This window comes from Longimicrobiaceae bacterium (assembly GCA_035936415.1).
In the GTDB taxonomy this organism is placed as follows: domain Bacteria; phylum Gemmatimonadota; class Gemmatimonadetes; order Longimicrobiales; family Longimicrobiaceae; genus JAFAYN01.
Map to the genome: position 1 here is coordinate 1 of DASYWD010000587.1, position 17,663 is coordinate 17,663.

Below are 17,663 nucleotides of genomic sequence, written 5' to 3' on the forward strand. Positions count from 1 at the left end.
GCGCACCAGGGCCGCAACCACCGCGGCGGACGCGGCGGGGTCGCGCGGGTCCACCAGCCCGGCGGGCCCGGTGCGGCGGATCAGCTCGTTCCCGTGCTCGTCGGCGAGGGCGGCCACCGTCTTGGTACCGCCCCCGTCCACCCCCGCCAGGTATCGCGGCGCCAAGTCAGCGCGCCCCCGCTTCCAGCACCGTCTTCCCGCCCACCTCCCCCGGCTCGTCCCCGCCCGGGGGGACCGGGGTGGCGCCCGCGAAGTCGCTGGCGCGCCGCATCCGCGGCGGCGCGGCGAGCTGCGCCGTGGAGATGGTCTCGGTGTCCAGCGGAGCCCCGTTGCGGCGGACGACGTACGCCTCCATGGCGTAGTACTCGGGGAGCCCCAGCCGGTCCACGATGCGCGCGGTGGCGGTGTTGCGCTCCTGCACCCGCTGCCAGAACTCGCGGTCGTCCTGCCCGGGGAAGGGCGCCCGGTCCTTCTGGCTCTGGTGCTTGAAGATCGCGAGCGTCTTCACCTGCAGCTCCTCCTCGGACATGGGCACCAGCACGTCCGCCTCGGAGACGGCCCACTCCTGCCAGGCGCCGCGGTAGTACCACACCTCGGGCTGCTCGCCGGAGTACTGCTCCAGCGCCCGCTCCACGGCCTGCAGGCACATGCGGTGGGTGCCGTGCGGGTCGGACAGGTCGCCGGCCACGAAGATCAGCTCCGGCCGCTCGCGCTCCAGCAGCTCCAGGGTGATCTCCACGTCGCGCGGGCCGATGAGGTCCTTGCGGACCTTCCCCGTCTGGTAGAAGGGGAGGTTGAGGAAGCACGCCTGCTCGCGCGTCATCCCGAACGTCTCGATCCCGGAGACCGCCTCCGCCTCGCGGATCCGCTGCTTGATGCGGAGCACCTCGTCGATGTCCACCTCCCCGGGGCGCTTCCGGTCCAGGAAGCCTTCCACGCGGTCGGTGAAGTCCGCCACCTTGCCGTCGGCGACGTGGAAGTCGCGGTCGAAGCGGCGCAGGAAGTCCATGTAGCGCCGCACCTCGTGGTCGAAGACCGCGATGTTCCCCGAGGTCTGGTAGGCGACGACGATGTGGTTCCCGTTCTGGTGCAGCTTGTTGAGGATCCCGCCCATGGAGATCACGTCGTCGTCCGGGTGCGGCGAGAAGACGATGATCCGCTTGCCGCTGGGGAGCCGGCTCTTCCCCCGCACCTTGGTGAGCAGGGCGTTGAAGACCTCGCCGTTCAGCGGCCCGGCCGAGCCGTAGCGCGCCACCAGCGCGGAAAGGTGGTGCTCCCGGTAGTCGTTGGTGTCCAGCTTGAGGATGCTCTTGCCGGTCATCTGGCTCAGCCAGATCACCGCCTCGATCTCCAGCTTGCGGTTCCAGCGCACCTCGCCCACCACCCAGGGGGTCTTGATGCGGGTCAGCTCCGCCGCCGCCGCCGGGTCCAGGTAGAAGGTGGCGTTGGGGTGGTCCTGCAGGTAGGTGGCCGCCACGTCGGGGTCGGGCTCGCCCTCCACGGCGCGCTGCACGACCGCCGCCTTGTGCTCGCCGGTGGCGATCAGGGCGATCTCCCGCGCGTCCAGGATGGAGGCCACGCCCATGGTGATGGCCTCCATGGGGACGTTGTCCTCGCCGAAGAAGTCGGCGGCGGCGTCGCGGCGGGTCACCGTGTCCAGCGCGAGCAGGCGGGTGCGCGACTCCTTCCCGGAGCCCGGCTCGTTGAAGCCGATGTGCCCCGTCTTCCCGATCCCCAGGATCTGGAAGTCGATCCCGCCGTGGTCGCGGATCGCCTGCTCGTACGCCGCGCAGTGCGCCTCCACCTCCTCGCGGGGGAGGTCGCCCCGCGGGACGTGCACGTTCTCCGGGCGGACGTTGATGTGCTCGAAGAGGTTCTCCCACATGTACCGGTGGTACGAGTGGATGCTCTTCGGGTCCATCGGGTAGTACTCGTCCAGGTTGAAGGTCACGACGTCGGAGAAGTCGAGCCCTTCCTCCCGGTGCATGCGGATCAGCTCGCGGTAGATCCCGATGGGGGTGCTCCCGGTCGCCAGGCCCAGCACCGGGGTGCCGCCGGCCTCCCTCTTGGCCCGCATCACCTCGGCGATGCGGTGGGCGACGGTGCGCGCGATCTCGTCGTACTCTACGATGGCTACGGGGACGCGCTCTCGGACTTGCGCCATTTGCCTCTTCGGTCGGTTCGGGTAGATGCCACTTCCAGAAGCATACAGGGTGCCGCTCACGACGCAAGGCTGCGTCCGGAGTCAGGGTTGACGGACAGCCAGCGCTCCCCTATGATTCCGGCGTCCGTGCGCATGCTTACAGACAGAAGGTGTAGGTGAGCACCCCGGACACGCCTCTCCCTCTTCACAGCCAAACGCCATCTCGGCCCGGAATCTTTTCCGGGCAAGGTCCCTCGTCCAAGGATTCATCCGGGAACTGCGATAGGCCGTACCGGACCGGTCCCCCTGCTCAACAGAACAACTCGACCATGATGCTCCGCCGCTTCTCGCGCCTCGCCCTCGCGCTCCCGATCGCACTACTCATCGGCTGCCAGGACGCGAATCATCCCACTGCACCCGAGCAGACGTCGGTCCGGCCGACTCCTTCGAGAGGCCGCGCTCCGGAAATGCCACGGCCGCCAAGATTCTCGACTGCAACGCCTCATTACCCGGCCGTGGTGCAGTACATCATCTATCGTGAGTTCGTCAATCGGCATCACGATGCAGCAAAGCTCATCCGGCAGGGAGAGCCGTACTGGGAGTACGTCGAAAAGCGCTTGCTGGAACTGTATCCTGGAACGGGGTACCGGGGGATGGTGCGCGATGCTCACGAAGACATGCGACGCTATCGGACCGCATGGGCGGCGTACCAGACCCGCCTGCAGGAGTTCAATACCGCAGGGGAAGCGATCTGCCCCTTCCAGGATCATTCGACGGATCCCACCGTGGTCGCGAGCACGTGTACGTACGAGGACCCGTACGCTAATCCGTACGGCTACGACGACGACCCGAGCTGGAGCGGCCAGACGGAAGTGGAGCCGGACCCGTACGCCACTCCGACGCTGGAAGAGGAGATCCATAGACTTCAGATGACCCAGCCTGAGACGGAACAGATGTATTACTACGAGTCCCTCTCCTGGCAGACCGAGCACGGCGTCCAGCCGCTGAGCGCCGCAAGCAGGGATGATCTGATCCGGGCAGCAGGTGAGGGTCGAGGGCAGGGGAGCGAGTTGACCGTCCAGGGACCGTGGCTGCTTGCGGGAGCCGCTGCAGCCCTGGGGTACGGCGGCTACGTGTACTGGCGCGCGAAGGTAACCCAAGAGCGTGCGGAAACCCGGTCGCAAGCTCTCTTTCCACTCCTGGCGCGGGACGACACCCAACGGGATGCTCACCGCCATATCTTCGGGAGCGTCATGCTACGAGCATACGTGGGCGAGATCGTCGCCCATGCGATCACGGACTACCACGAGAGGACCAGTCCCAACCTCCCGGTGGGCCATGTGATGGACTACCACAACAACTCTCTCGGCCGGTCGGTGAAGTACAAGCACTTCCGCGGCAACTTCTTCACCGACTTCCTGCAGTGGGAGAACTGGTCGGGGCGGGTCTATCGCTACGTAAGCGACACCCGTAACGGGGAGTTCATCCTGGAGTGGCAGGCGAATCGCACGAGTACGACTTTCAGCCAGGCATGGAGCCGAGAGGCGAGCGTACCGGGCTGGAAGTACATCTACTTCAGCAACGAACCCGTGCAGTAGGAGGCCGACCATGAAAGCGTGGCTTCACCCGATTCGCCTGCTGCCACTGGCGCTTGCCGCCGCGGTGCTCACCTCGTGCGGCTCGTTGCTCGACAGCGCGTTCAAGATCTACAGGGGGCCTCAGCCGGCGACTGAGGATCTCGTCGAGGAGCGGGTGATCCTGCGGGCGTTCCAGGGCGATGTCGACGGCCGTCCATGGGACCACTACCTGGACAGGCTGCAGTTCCTGGATCGGGGCGACTCGCTCCACATAGACCGCATCGTGATCGGCACACCTGAGTTACTGCGGGCGAGGCTCGACTCGCTTGGGGTGAAGCGGGGGGACACGCTCATCGTCAGCACGAAATACAAGGGTATCACCTACAACGGAGGCCTGGAGACGTACATCCCCAACTGGGGTGCCAACAAGTACTACGACGGCTACCCGGTCGCCCTCCACACCCTCACGAAGGTAGAGAAGGTGAGCCGGTAGTCGGAAGAAGCGCCGGAGGCTCAAACAACGGGGTTCCCGCCGGCTCAGGCGGGAACCCCGTGTGCTTCACCGGACGGCACCCCCCCGGACGGCTGCGCCGGCGGCTCCCTCGCCAGGGTCCGCGCGATCCAGACGAAGGCCGCGGCGGCCACGAGGAGCAGCCCCAGCCCCTCTGCCGCTTCCCCGAAGAGGATGCGCCCGGTGCCGAAGAGGGTCGCGTACACCGCCACCACCCCGGCCACCCAGTTGGTCCAGTTCAGCGCGCCGCCCTGGATGGGCTCCGCCCCGTACCCGGCCGCCAGCGCCACGCGGCGCCACCCCGGCCCGCCCGGCCGGACGCGCCGGTAGAACGCCACGAGCGTGTCCTCGGGGACCGCGGGCGTCAGGAAGGTAGCCGCGATCCAGACCACGGTGGTGACCGCGACGGTGGCCAGCATCAGGAGCGCGAACTCGCGCGGGTCGGCGGCGTCCAGGCCGAAGGCGCCCTGCAGGACCAGCGACGCCGCCAGGGAGGCGAGCATCGCGCTGATCTCCGTCCAGGCGTTGATGCGCCACCAGTACCACCGCAGGATGTACACCAGCCCCGTCCCCGCACCGAGCGCGATCAGGATCTTCCACGCCCCCTCGATGGAGGAAAGGCGGCTCGTCACCCCGGCCGAGAGGGCGAAGAGGAGCACCGTGGCCGCGCGGGACAACGCAACCCGGCGCCGCTCGGAGGCCCGCGGGTTCACGAAGCGCAGGTACACGTCGCTCACCAGGTACGACGCGCCCCAGTTGAGCTGGGTGGAGATGGTGGACATGTACGCCGCCGCGAAGGAGGCGAGCATCAGCCCCTTCACCGGCGTGGGGAGGAGGTCCACCATCGCCCGGACATAGCCGGTGGAGGGGTCCTGCAGCCCCGGGTAGAGGACCAGCGAGGCGAGCGCCACCAGGATCCACGGCCAGGGCCGCACCGCGTACATGGCCACGTTGAACCAGAGCGTCGCCAGCACGCCGTCGCGCTCCGTGCGCGCGGAAAAGATCCGCTGCGCCACGTAGCCGCCGCCCCCCGGCTCCGCGCCGGGGTACCACGCCGCCCACCACTGGACGCCCAGGTAGACGACCAGGGTGATGGCCGGCATCCACGCCGCGTCGGCGGGCGGGAGGAGCGAGAGCACCGGTTCCGCGGAGCCGTAGCGCGCCGCCAGCCCCGCGCGCAGCCCGTCCATCCCCCCCACCGCGCCAACCGCGTACACCGCCAGCGCGATGGACCCCGCCATGGCGATCCCGAACTGGATGAAGTCGGTGACCACCACCCCCCAGAGCCCGGAGAGCGCGGAGTAGACCGCGGTGACGACGAAGAGCACCAGGAGCGACGTCCAGGGGTCGAGCCCCAGCGCCACGTCCAGGATCTTCACCATCGCCAGGTTCACCCACCCCATGATGATGAGGTTCACGGGGAGGGCCAGGTACAGGGCGCGGAACGCCCGCAGGAAGGCCGCGGGGCGCCCGGCGTAGCGGATCTCCGCGAACTCCGCGTCGGTGAGCACCTCCGCGCGCCTCCAGAGCCGGGCGTAGAAGAACACGGTGAGGATCCCGCTCATCACCATGTTCCACCAGAGCCAGTTCCCGGAGACCCCGTGCTCCGCCACCATCCCGGTGACCGCCAGCGGCGTGTCCGCCGCGAAGGTGGTCGCCACCATCGAGGTCCCCGCCAGCCACCACGGCAGGGACCGCCCGGAGATGAAGAAGTCCGCGAGCGACCGCCCCCCGCGCCGCGCGAAGAGCACCCCGATCGCGCCGGAGACGACGAAGTACGCCGCGACGACCAGCCAGTCCCCGAGCGCGAGGCTCAACCCGCCCCCCGCGCCGCCTTTCTACGTTCCCCGTTCCTCATTCTTCGTTCCTCCTCCCCTCCCAGTCGGTCAGCGGCGCATCCATCACCGCCTCCTGCACCGCGTCCGCCACGGTCCGCCGCAGCGGCACGTGCTTCTGGTTCTCCGCCGTGGGGTTCACCCGGTTGGTGAGGAGCACCACGAACACCCCCCGCTCCGGGTCCATCCAGAGCGAGGTCCCCGTGTACCCGGTGTGCCCGTAGCTGCGCGGCCCGAAGAAGCGTCCCGCGCTGGAGCGCCCGGACGGCGTGTCCCACCCCAGCGCGCGGCTGGAGCCGGCGAACTGCGGCGCCGTCCACCGCGCGACCGTCTCCGGGCGGAGGATCCGCACCCCCCCGTACTCGCCGTTGTTGAGCATCATCTGCGCGAACACGGAGAGGTCGCGCGCGGAGGAGAAGAGCCCCGCGTGCCCCGCCACCCCGCCCATGGCCCAGGCGTTGGGGTCGTGCACCTCGCCCTGGATCAGCCCGCCGCGCCGACGGTCCACCTCGGTCGCCGCGATCCGCGGCCGGAGCGTGGGCGAGGGGCGGAACCCGGTGTCGTGCATCCCCAGCGGCCGGAAGATGCGCGCCTGGGTGAACTCGTCCAGCGTCTGCCCGGAGATGCGCTCGATGACGCGCTGGAGGAGGATCAGGTCCCAGTCGCTGTAGACCGTCTCGGTCCCCGGCGCGTGCTTGAGCGGCCGCTCGTTGATCTTCCGCAGGTACTCCGCCTGCCCCTTCGTGTCCAGGTAGAGCGGCGCGAACGCCTCGAAGCCGCCCTGGTGCGTCAGGATCTGCCGTACCGTGATCCCCTGCTTGAGCGAGTCGGTGATCTCCGGGACGTAGAACGCCACCGGCCGGTCCAGCTGCAGCCGTCCCTCGTCCTCCAGGATCATGGCCGCCGTGGTGGTGGCGACCACCTTGGTGAGCGACGCCAGGTCGAAGACGGTGCTGTCCGTCACCTCGGGCGAGCCCGGCGCCCAGTCGGTGGTGCCGTACCCCCGCGAGTGCACCAGCCGCCCGTGCCGCCCCACCGCCGCCGCGATGCCGGAAGCCGCCCGCTCCGCCACCGCCGCCCGGGCGATGGTGTCCAGCCGCTCCCCGAGCCCCGGCGCGAGCCCCACGGCCTCGGGCCGGGCCGGGACGAGGACCGCGGCTCCCGGGAGGCGGGTGGGGGCGGAGGGTGGAGGGGTCACGGGGACACAGGCGGCGAAAGCGAATGAAGAATGGAGAACGAAGAACGAAGCAACGAACAGCTTGCGTGTGCGCGACGTCGTCCCGGCCATGTGGATCCCCTTTCTACATTCTGCATTCTTCATTCTACATTCCTCTCTTTATCCCCGTGCCCCGCGGGAGCGACGGCGGAATCGTGATCGGCAGCGTTCCCGTGATCGGCTCCTTCCCCAGCAGCGCGCGCGCGGCGGCGCGCTGGCTCACCTCGGCGCCGCCCCAGGCCAGCAGGTAGGCGGGGACGGAGGGGTAGGTGGAGACCAGGTACGGGTTGCCGAAGGTGACGGCGACCACGGGCTTCCCCGCCGCGGAGAGCGCCTCCACGAACTCCGGGAAGCCCCCCTGCGCGCCCACCGTGCCCCGGTACTCGCGCGGGGACACGTAGGCGGAGACGACGATCACGTCCGCGGAGTCGGCACGGCGGCGGAGGGCCTCGAACTCCACCGGGAGGGTGCGGTCGTCCACCCGGGCGGAGGAGACCTGGGCCCCACCGGCGGCCAGCTCGCGGTTGAAGGCACGGCCGGCGACCAGGTCGGCCACCTCCGCGTAGGTGACCGAAAGAACGCGGCGGGCCCCGGCCGGGAGGGGGACCAGGCCGCGCTGGTCGCGCGCGAGGGTGATGGAGCGGCGGGCGATCTCCTCCGCCACGGCGCGGTGCGGGCGGGTGCCGACCACCTCGTCCACGGCGTCCAGCTCCACCAGGCGCCGCTCCGGGAGGCCGGCGCGGGCCTTGGCCGCCAGGATGCGGCGGACGGAGCGGTCGATGCGCGCCTCCGCGATCCGCCCGGCCTCCACGGCGCGGGTGACCGTCTCCACCGCCACGGAGACGTCGCGGGGCATGAGCAGGACGTCCGCGCCCGCCTCCACCGCCAGCAGCAGCGGCTCGGTGGCGCCGTAGCGCTTCGCCACCCCGCCCATGGTCATGGCGTCGGTGAACACCAGCCCGCCGAACCCCATCTCCTCGCGGAGCACGCCGGTGACGAAGTGCTTCGACACGGAGGCCGGGGGGGCGTCCTCCCCCTCCACCCCGACGACGGCGATGTGCGCGATCATCATCCCGTCGATCCCCGCCTCCGCCGCGGCGCGGAAGGGGACCAGCTCCACCGCGTCCAGCCGCGCCCGGTCCGCCGAGATGGTGGGGAGGTCGATGTGCGAATCGACCTCCGTGTCGCCGTGCCCCGGGAAGTGCTTGGCCGTGGTCATCAGCCCCCGCTCCTGCGCTCCGCGGATGAAGGCGGCGCCCAGCCGGGCCACCAGCGCCGGGTCCTCGCCGAAGGAGCGGGTGTTGATGATCGGGTTGGCGGGGTTGGAGTTGACGTCCAGCACCGGTCCGAAGGTGAGGTGTACCCCCACCGCCCGCGCCTCCTCGCCCAGCACGCGCCCGGTCTCGTACGCGAGCGAGTCCGACCCGGTGGCGCCCAGCGCCATCGCCGGCGGGAACACCGTGCCGCCGCCCTGCGGGAGAAGGTGCGGAAGGGAGTAGACGCCGGCCAGGCGCATCCCCGGCCCGTTCTCCATGTCGGCGGTGATCAGGAGCGGGACGCGGGCGCGGCGCTGCAGCTCGTTGAGCTTCGCTGCGTAGCTGTGCGGCAGCCCGATGGAAAGGATCAGCCCGCCGACGCGGTCCTGCTCCACCCACTTCGCCACGCTCTCGAACTCCGGCGAGTCCACCGCCGCGTACTCGCCGCCCACCCACGGCATCACCATCTGCGCCACCTTCTCGCGCAGGGTGAGGGACGCAAGCGTGCGCTCCACCCACGCCGAGCCCGCGGGAGAGAGCTCCGCGCGGAGCGCGGCACCGGCGGGCAGGGGCGGCGCTGAAGCCGCCTGCGTGCCGGGCGCGCAGGCGGCGAGCGCCGCGAGCGCCGCACATCCGACGAGCGCGGCCGTACGGCGGGGTCGGGACATCGTGTCTCCGCAGGGATCCTGGGTGGCGGGTCTTCGGTATCGTACGCCTCCCCGGAGGGGGCGTCAAGCCGACCTCCGTCCGCTCCGGCGTTTCCGCGGCGGACGGCGGGAAGTAGGTTGGGGGAACGGAAGTGCGAAGTGCGAGGTGCGAAGTGCGGAACGCCGCCCATGAACCGACCGACCCCGGACGAGATGAAGACGCTCAGACTCGCCGCGCTGGCGCTCGCCGCCGCATGCGCGCCCGTGCCCGCCTCCTCACCCGCCCCGCCGGAGCCGCCGTGGGTGCGGCCGGGAGTGGAAGTGTTCCTGGAAAGTCCGCCCGCCGCGGTGCTCGGGAAGCGGGTGGGCCTCGTCACCAACCAGACGGGGGTGGACCGCGCCCGGACCCTCACCATCGACCGGCTGGCCGCGTCGGACCAGCTGGAGCTGGTGGCGCTCTTCTCGCCGGAGCACGGGATCCGGGGCGCCGCGGCGCCCGGGGAGAAGGTCGCGTCGGGCACGGACGAGCGGACGGGGCTGCCGATCCACTCGCTGTACGGCGACACGCGCAGGCCCACGCCGGAGATGCTCCGGGGAGTCGAGGCGCTGGTCTTCGACATCCAGGACATCGGCGCGCGGCCCTACACCTACGTCTACACCATGGCGCTGGCGATGCAGGCCGCGGCCGGGGCCCGGATCCCCTTCGTGGTGCTGGACCGCCCCAACCCCATCAACGGCGTCGTGGTGGAGGGGAACCAGCTGGACACCGCCTTCGCCACCTTCGTGGGGATGTACCCCATCCCGGTGCGGCACGGGATGACGGCGGGGGAGCTGGCGCAGCTCTTCAACCGGGAGTTCGGGATCGGGGCGGAGCTCGTGGTGGTGCCGGCGGAGGGGTGGCGGCGGGAGGCGTGGTTCGACCGGACGGGGCTCCCCTGGGTGCCGCCCTCGCCCAACATCCCGCGGCTGGAGTCGGCGATCCACTACCCCGGGACCGTGTTCTTCGAGGGGACCAACCTGTCGGTGGGGCGCGGCTCGTCGCACCCGTTCGAGCAGGTGGGCGCTCCCTGGCTGGACGCGTTCGAGATCGCGCGGGAGATGAACGGGCGCCGGCTCCCCGGCGTACGCTTCGAGGCGGTGGGCTTCACCCCGCAGGACCCCGGCGACCGCAAGTTCGCCGGCCAGCCGCTGCGGGGCGTCCGCCTCGTCGTGACCCACCGGGACGCATACCGGCCCGTCTCCACCTCCCTCGTGCTGCTGGACGCCATCTTCCGGCGGCACCGCGAGGAGTTCCAGTGGCTCCGGTCGCACTTCGACCGGCTCGCCGGGACGGACCAGCTGCGGCTGGCCGTGGAGGCCGACGACCTGGCGGAGGTGCTGCTGGACTGGGAGGAGGAAGCCGAGCGCTTCGCCGAGACCCGGAAGCCGTACCTGCTCTATCCCTGAGGGAGAGGCGGCCGCCGCCCGAAGGAGCAGTGCGAGGATCGGCGGGTACGATGCAGCGTCGCTGCACCCCCGCTCCTTCCACCCGACCGGGACCCCATGCGGAAACCATCGCTTCTCCTCCTCCCCGCCCTCCTCGTCCTCTCCGGCTGCGGCGACACCGCCACCTCCGGCGGCGGAGAGAGGGAGGAGCTCGTCGCGTACTCCGAGGTCGCCCCCGCCCCGCCCTACGCTCCGGCCCCGGCCTCCCCTCCCGTGAGCCTCGACGCCGGGGTGGCCGAGGGCACCCGCCAGGCGGTCGCGAGCGCCGGTGCTGGGGCGCAGCTCCCCACCGACCCGGCCGCGGCCGACACCATCGCCGTCCCGGCGATGATCATCCGCAGCGGTCAGGCCACCGTGCAGGTGGATTCCCTGGAGCCGGCCATCGCAAAGGTGCGGGAGCTGGCGCAGCGGCTGGGAGGCTACGTCGCCAACACCGCACTGCAGGGCGGCCGGCGGGCCACGCGCCATGCCATGCTGGAGGTGAAGGTCCCGGCGGAGCGCTTCGACGAGGCGCTTCGCGGCCTCCGCCCGCTGGGCGAGGTGGAGTCGGTGAACGTGACCGCGCAGGACGTGGGGGAGGAGTTCGTCGACGTGAGCGCCCGGATGGCGAACGCCCGGCGGCTGGAAGAGCGCCTGGTGGAGCTGCTCCGCACCCGCACGGGGCGGCTGGAGGACGTGCTGGCGGTGGAGCGGGAGCTCGCCCGCGTCCGCGAGCAGATCGAGCGGTACGAGGGGCGGCTCCGGTACCTGCGGACGCGCGCCGCGGTGAGCACGCTGACGGTGAACCTCCACGAGCCGTACCCCGTCGTCGGGGACTACCCGGGGGCGAACCCGATCATGACCGCCTTCCGCGACGCCTGGCGCAACTTCGTGGGCTTCGTCGCCGCGTTCATCGCCTCGCTGGGGATCCTGGTGCCCCTCGCGGTGATCCTCTGGCTCGCCTGGCTGGTGTTCCGACGGGTGCGGGCGGGCCGGAGGCGGAGGACCCCGCCGCCTCCGGCCGCGGACGAGCCGCGGCCGTAGAAGCCGGATCGGGCGCCCCGCATGCCGGGGCGCCCGATCTTCTTCACCGCTCCCGGACCCGCAGCCTCGCCGCGGGCCCCTCGTTCCCCACCCGGTCCACGGCGGAGACCACCACCTCCTCCGCGACGGCGCCGGTGGAATCTGCGGAGACGGCGTGCGTCCGCATCCACCCGGGGAGCACCTCCCGCCGCCAGCCCGTGCCGAAGCGCGAGCGGACCGCCCACCACGTCGGCCCCACGCTTCCGGCCGGCTCCAGCGTCAGCTCGACGCCCCCGGCGCCCCGGCGCGCCTCCACCCCCGGCCGGCCCGGCGCTCCGGCGTAGAGCCAGGGCGAGGCGGGGACCAGCGCCGGCTCGCGGTACGCCTGCGTCGCCAGCAGGGTCGCCAGGCTGTCCGGGTCCTGCATCAGCACCCGCATGCTGAAGTGCACGTTCCCGGTCGCGCCGGGGTGCCCGCGGGTGACGTACACCTGCCCCAGGATCTCCTCCGCCGGCCAGAACGGGCGGTCGCCGTAGGCCACGCGGCTGGTGAAGTTCCCCGGCCAGAGATGGCGTCCCCGCGCGTTGCGCTCCGCCCACCAGCGGAGCAGGACGGGATAGCTCTGCGGCGTCTGCGCGATGGGCCAGTAGAGCTGCGGGGCGAAGTAGTCCATCCACCCCTCCAGCCACCACCTCCGCGCGTCGGCGTAGATCTGCCCGTACTGGTCGAAGCCGGTCCGGATCTGCTCCGGGTGCCCCGGGCGCCAGATGCCGAATGGGGAGATCCCGAACTTCACCCACGGCTTCTCCCGCTTGATCTCCCGGTACAGGCGCTCCACCAGCTCGTCCACGTTCTGTCTGCGCCAGTCGTCCCGCTCCAGCCGCCCCCCGGCCTCCACGTAGCGGCGCCAGCTCGGCTCGTCCGGGAACGGGACGATGGCCCCGGCGGAGTCGCGCACCGGGTAGGGGTAGAAGTAGTCGTCGATGTGGATCCCGTCCACGTCGTACCGCCGCACCACGTCCAGCATCACCTGCACCGTGCGCTCCTGCACCTCCGGCTCCCCCGGGTCCATCCAGAGGAAGCCGCCGTAGCGCTTCACCAGCTCCGGGCGGGCGCGGGCGATGTGGCTGGCCGCCTCCGGTCCCGTGGCCGAGGGGTGGCGGGCGCGGTACGGGTTGAACCAGGCGTGCAGCTCCAGCCCGCGCCGGTGCGCCTCGGTGACGGCCAGCTCCAGCGGGTCGTAGAGCGGCTCCGGCGCCCTCCCCTGTTCCCCGGTCAGGTACTCCGACCAGGGCTCCAGCTCAGAGCGGTACAGCGCGTCCGCGGCGGGGCGCACCTGCAGGATCACGGCGTTCAGGCCGAGCGCCTTCGCCCGGTCCAGCATGGCGAGCAGCTCCGCCTGCTGCTGCGCCACCGGGAGGCCGGGGCGGGAGGGCCAGTCGATGTTGGCGACGCTCGCAACCCACACGCCGCGGAACTCCCGCGCGATGGGGGGAGGGCCGTCGTCCGACGGATCCGGCCCGGCGAGAGCCCGGGGGTTGCGCGAGCAGGCGGAGGCCAGGACGGCCACCGCGAGCCCGAGCACCAGCGGGACCGGGGAGAGGAACCGTCGCAGGGAAACGCGGGTGCGGCACCGGGGCATCGGCATTTTCGGAGAGGGGCGCGGCGATGAAGGCGGGTCGGCCGCGGTCGGGCCCTCGCCGAAGGGGGCGGTCCGGGATCCCGGACCGCCCCCTTCTTCGCGAGCCAGCCGCGCGCGGTGCTACTTCAGCTTCCAGATCCGGTCGGCGTACTCCCGCACCGAGCGGTCGCTGGAGAAATAGCCGCAGCGCGCCACGTTCAGGATCGCCGTGCGCGTCCACGCCTCGGGGTGGCGGTAGGCCGCGTCCACCGCGTCTTGCGCCTCCAGGTAGGCGTCGAAGTCGGCCAGGAGCATGAAGCGGTCGTCGTGCAGCAGGGAGTCCACGAGCGGCCGGAACACCCCGGGCTCGTCCGGCGAGAGCCCGCCCCCGGCGACGAAGTCCAGCACCCGCCGGAGCCGCGGGCTCGCCTCGTAGAAGCGGCGCGGGTCGTAGCCGGCGGCCTTCGCCCGGGCCACCTGCTCCGCGGTCAGCCCGAAGATGAACAGGTTCTCCGCCCCCACCGCCTCCGCGATCTCCACGTTCGCCCCGTCCAGCGTGCCGATGGTGAGGGCGCCGTTCAGCGCGAACTTCATGTTCCCCGTCCCCGACGCCTCGTACCCCGCGGTGGAGATCTGCTCCGACAGGTCGCTCCCGGGGAAGATCCGCTCCGCCTGCGACACGCGGTAGTCCGGGAGGAAGGCAACCTGCAGCTTGCCGTGCACCGACGGGTCGGAGTTCACCTCCCGGGCCACGGCGTTGATGAGGCGGATGACCAGCTTGGCCGTCCAGTAGGTAGGCGCCGCCTTTCCGCCGAAGAGGACCGCCCGCGGCACCACGTCCAGCCCCGGCTCGTCGCGGAGGCGGAGGTACAGGTCCACCAGCCGGAGCGCGTTGAGGAGCTGGCGCTTGTACTCGTGCATCCGCTTCACCTGCACGTCGATGAGGGCGTGCGGGTCGATGCGCACCCCCGCCTCCGCCAGCACCGTCCTCGCCAGCCGGGACTTGTTGTGCGCCTTCACCGCCCGCCAGCGCTCCCGGAAGGCGGCGTCGTGCACGTGCGCCTCCAGCCCCTGCAGGCGCGGCAGGTCCGCGACCCACTCGTCGCCGACCGCGTCGGTGACCAGCTCCGACAGCTCCGGGTTGGCCTTCAGCATCCAGCGCCGCTGCGTGACCCCGTTGGTGACCGAGGTGATGCGGTCCGGCCAGAGCGCGTGGAAGTCGGAGAAGATGCGCTCGCGCAGGATCCGGGTGTGCAGCGCGGCCACCCCGTTCGTGGTGTGGCTCCCCACGATGGCGAGGTGCGCCATCCGCACCTCGCCGCCGGAGATGATCGCCATCCGCTCCACGCGCTCCGGGTCGTCCGGGAAGCGCTCCGCCACCTCGGCGCGGAAGCGCCGGTCGATCTCGCGCACCAGGTCCAGGTGCCGCGGGAGGAGGCGCCCGAACAGCTCCACGCTCCACGCCTCCAGCGCCTCCGGGAGCACCGTGTGGTTGGTGTAGGCGAACACGCGCCGGGCGAGGTCGAAGGCCGCGTCCCACCCCAGCCCCTCCTCGTCCATGAGGATGCGCATGAGCTCGGGGATCGCCACCGCCGGGTGGGTGTCGTTGAGCTGCACCTGCACCTTGTCGGGCAGATCCGTGAAGCTCTTCCGCTCCTGCTTGTACCGCCGGATGATGTCCTGCAGCGTGGCGGAGACGAAGAAGTACTGCTGCTTCAGCCGCAGCTCCTTCCCCGCCCCGGTGTCGTCGGGCGGGTAGAGGACCTTGGAAATGGTCTCCGTCTGCGACTTGGCCTCCACCGCGGCGATGTAGTCGCCGCGGATGAAGCCCTCCAGGTCGAACTCCTCCGTGGCCTTGGCCGCCCAGAGCCGCAGCGTGTTCACGGTGTGGTTGCAGTACCCGGGGATGGGCGTGTCGTACGCCATCGCCAGGACGTCGCCGGTGTCCACCCAGCGGTAGTGGAAGTGGCCCGCGGGGTCGCGCTCCGCCACCACGCGGCCGTTGAACTTCACGGTGTAGGTGCGGTCCGGCCGGGCGATCTCCCAGGGGTTGTCGTCGCGGAGCCAGTTGTCCGGCATCTCCACCTGCCGGCCCTGCGCGTCGATCCGCTGCCGGAAGATCCCGTGCTCGTAGCGGATCCCGTAGCCGTAGGCCGGGACCTCGAGCGTCGCCATGGAGTCGAGGTAGCAGGCCGCCAGCCGCCCCAGGCCGCCGTTCCCCAGCCCGGCGTCGGGCTCGCGCTCCTCCAGAGCGGCGAGGTCCACGCCGAGCTCGGCGAGCGCCTCGGCAGTGGCCTCCTCCAGCCCCAGGTTGATCAGGGCGTTCCCCAGGGTCCTCCCCATGAGGAACTCCAGGGACAGGTAGTAGACGCGCTTGACGTCGTCGTGCCGGTATGCGGCCTGGGTGGACGCCCATCGCTCGGCGAGCCGGTCGCGGACGCTCCACGCCGTGCTCATGTACAGGTCGCGCTCCGTGGCCGTGGTGCGGTCCAGGGCCAGGGTGTAGGTGACGTGGTCGGAGATGGCGCGCTTCAGCGCTTCGATACGAGTGGACCTGCGTCCCGTCTCGGGGCGTGGGGTCTGGAGCATCTGAGTATGCGGGGAAAGTAAGGCCGGTGACATCCCGGCCCACGGTTGGAGGCAGGCCGCGGGGACGTTCTGGAGGAAGTCCTGACATGATAACGGCACCCGAGGGCGACCGAAAGATCTAACCCCGCTCCCCCCCTTCGCGTTCCGCGGGCTGTGGCTGCGCGGGCGCGTGCTCCCCCTGCCGGCGGCAGGGCAGCGCCAGCGCGAAGACCGATCCCTCCTCCGGGAACTCGGCCCAGGCGCGACCCCGGAGCGACTCCACCGTTTCCCGCACGATGCTGAGCCCCAGCCCCGTTCCCTCCACCCCGGTGACGGTGCTCCCGTGGGCCCGGAAGAAGCGCTGGAAGAGCCGGTCGCGCCCCTCCTCGGGCACCCCCAGCCCGTTGTCGCGCACCTCCACCACCAGCTCGCACCCCCCGCCCCCCGGACTCTCCTCGATCCAGCCGCGGATGCGCACCCGGCGCGCCGGCCTGGCCGGGTCGGAGTACTTGATGGCGTTGGAGACGTAGTTGGAGACGCACAGCTCCACCGCCGCGGCGTTCACCTCGACGGGCGGCAGCTCCCCCTCGACCGCCACGTCCACCCCCCGCGACTGCGCCATCTCCCGGAGCTGGCGGATCACCTCGCCCACCGCTTCGGGGAGGAGCACGTTCCGCTGGCGGCGCATGTCGGTGTCCAGCCGGGAAAGCTCGATGAGGTTCTGGAGGACGTCCTGCATGGCCTCCGTGTTCTGCAGGACGATCCGGGCGAAGCGGGCGCGCTTCTCGGGGTCGGCGGCGATCCAGTCCTCCTGAAGCATCTGCCCGGCCCCCAGGACCGTCCCCATCCGGTTCTTGAGCTCGTGCGACACCATCCGGTTGAAGCTGCGCAGGCGGTTCTCGCGCTCGCGCACCCGCTCGGCCGAAAGGCGGAGGTAGTGGCTCGTGGTGTACTGCTGGATGGTCGACACCGCGCGGAACAGGCGGTGCGCGCAGGCGAGCAGCTCCGAGCGGGTGCAGGGCTCCTCGAGTTCGTCCACCGAGCGGACGAGGAAGGCGAAGAGGACCCCGCCCAGGATCTCGTACTCCTTGAGGATCTGGTGCGCGTCGAAGCCCTGTCCGTAGCGCAGCCCCCCCAGCTCGATCGCCTTCGCCACCACCGGCACGTCCGCCGTGATCTCGGAAGCGGGGTCCTCCAGGTAGTCGGCGATCCCCACCATCAGGAGCGGAACGTGGTCCAGCAGCTCGTCGGTGGGGAAGACGCGGTTGGGATCCAGGTTCACCCGCGCGGCGATGCGGTCCAGCCAGCGCCGCGTCAGATCTTCGCGCGCGTCGCGGATCTGGCGCGCCAGCGCTCCCGCCAGCCTGCAGTTTACGGTGATGTCCATGGAGTATGTCCTGCCGCGTGCGCGGACCTGCGCTCCCGCCCCGCCCCCGGGCGCGGATACGCCAAAGGTCGCCAGGACAGGCAGGATGCGGGCCACGGCGCCCCTCGCCGTCCCCCGCCCGGCGCCGTATTCTTCCCCCGCTCCTACCCCAGCCGAAGGAGGCCCATGCTCCGCTCCCCGACCCGGATCGCTCCCCTGGCCCTGCTGCTCGCCGCGTGCGGCCCGTCCTCCCCGCCGCCGTCCTCTGCCCCGCCGCCGGTGCCCGGCTGGACGCGAGCGGAGACGGTGGCCCGGGGGGTGCGGCACCTGTTCCGCGCGGACACGGCGGGGCCGTGGGCCGTCCACGTGGTGGAGGCGGACCCGCGCGCGTGCGGCGTGGAGCTTCGCACCATCAAGGCGGCCGACCGGCTGGAGG

The 17,663-nt window shown here is 71.3% G+C and carries 12 protein-coding genes; 5 read left to right on the forward strand and 7 right to left on the reverse strand.

Annotated features, from left to right (window positions below; genetic code table 11):
- Positions 1 to 166: 166 nt before the first annotated feature.
- Positions 167 to 2,164 (reverse strand): glucosamine-6-phosphate deaminase, encoded by a 1,998-nt coding sequence (gene nagB, locus VGR37_23545; protein ID HEV2150394.1) that lies wholly within the window; start codon positions 2,162 to 2,164, stop codon positions 167 to 169.
- 497 nt (positions 2,165 to 2,661) lie between these two features.
- On the opposite strand from nagB, the gene VGR37_23550 reads away from it, so the two are divergent.
- Both VGR37_23550 and VGR37_23555 read left to right on the forward strand, forming a co-directional pair.
- Positions 2,662 to 3,741: a hypothetical protein gene (locus VGR37_23550; GenBank protein HEV2150395.1), complete on the forward strand. Its 1,080-nt coding sequence runs from the start codon at positions 2,662 to 2,664 to the stop codon at positions 3,739 to 3,741.
- A gap of 10 nt (positions 3,742 to 3,751) precedes the next feature.
- Complete coding sequence (locus tag VGR37_23555) at positions 3,752 to 4,213, forward strand: ferrous iron transport protein A (GenBank protein HEV2150396.1); 462 nt, start codon at positions 3,752 to 3,754, stop codon at positions 4,211 to 4,213.
- 44 nt (positions 4,214 to 4,257) lie between these two features.
- Here VGR37_23555 and VGR37_23560 read toward each other — a convergent pair whose 3' ends face one another.
- The 3 genes from VGR37_23560 to VGR37_23570 form a co-directional block, all read right to left on the reverse strand.
- Positions 4,258 to 6,048, reverse strand: a complete 1,791-nt coding sequence (locus tag VGR37_23560; protein HEV2150397.1) for a sodium:solute symporter family protein — start codon at positions 6,046 to 6,048, stop codon at positions 4,258 to 4,260.
- Positions 6,049 to 6,085: 37 nt separating this feature from the next.
- Positions 6,086 to 7,264 (reverse strand): serine hydrolase domain-containing protein, encoded by a 1,179-nt coding sequence (locus VGR37_23565; GenBank protein ID HEV2150398.1) that lies wholly within the window; start codon positions 7,262 to 7,264, stop codon positions 6,086 to 6,088.
- A 124-nt stretch (positions 7,265 to 7,388) separates the two neighbouring features.
- Positions 7,389 to 9,206 (reverse strand): glycoside hydrolase family 3 N-terminal domain-containing protein, encoded by a 1,818-nt coding sequence (locus VGR37_23570; protein ID HEV2150399.1) that lies wholly within the window; start codon positions 9,204 to 9,206, stop codon positions 7,389 to 7,391.
- A gap of 168 nt (positions 9,207 to 9,374) precedes the next feature.
- Here VGR37_23570 and VGR37_23575 point away from each other — a divergent pair, with 168 nt between their 5' ends.
- Together VGR37_23575 and VGR37_23580 are read left to right on the forward strand one after the other, a co-directional pair.
- On the forward strand, positions 9,375 to 10,631 hold the full coding sequence (locus tag VGR37_23575) for a DUF1343 domain-containing protein (GenBank protein ID HEV2150400.1): 1,257 nt from the start codon (positions 9,375 to 9,377) through the stop codon (positions 10,629 to 10,631).
- Between the two features lie 96 nt (positions 10,632 to 10,727).
- Positions 10,728 to 11,693, forward strand: a complete 966-nt coding sequence (locus VGR37_23580) for a DUF4349 domain-containing protein (protein ID HEV2150401.1) — start codon at positions 10,728 to 10,730, stop codon at positions 11,691 to 11,693.
- 43 nt (positions 11,694 to 11,736) lie between these two features.
- Here VGR37_23580 and VGR37_23585 read toward each other — a convergent pair whose 3' ends face one another.
- The 3 genes from VGR37_23585 to VGR37_23595 form a co-directional block, all read right to left on the reverse strand.
- Positions 11,737 to 13,314, reverse strand: coding sequence for a family 10 glycosylhydrolase (locus VGR37_23585; GenBank protein HEV2150402.1), 1,578 nt, complete (start codon positions 13,312 to 13,314; stop codon positions 11,737 to 11,739).
- Between the two features lie 120 nt (positions 13,315 to 13,434).
- Positions 13,435 to 15,882, reverse strand: coding sequence for a glycogen/starch/alpha-glucan phosphorylase (locus VGR37_23590; GenBank protein HEV2150403.1), 2,448 nt, complete (start codon positions 15,880 to 15,882; stop codon positions 13,435 to 13,437).
- Between the two features lie 118 nt (positions 15,883 to 16,000).
- Positions 16,001 to 17,248 carry a sensor histidine kinase gene (locus VGR37_23595; GenBank protein HEV2150404.1) on the reverse strand — a complete coding sequence of 416 codons (1,248 nt, stop codon included), beginning with the start codon at positions 17,246 to 17,248 and terminating at the stop codon, positions 16,001 to 16,003.
- A gap of 165 nt (positions 17,249 to 17,413) precedes the next feature.
- On the opposite strand from VGR37_23595, the gene VGR37_23600 reads away from it, so the two are divergent.
- Positions 17,414 to 17,663 (forward strand): hypothetical protein (locus VGR37_23600; GenBank protein HEV2150405.1); only part of this gene is annotated, 250 nt, incomplete at its 3' end.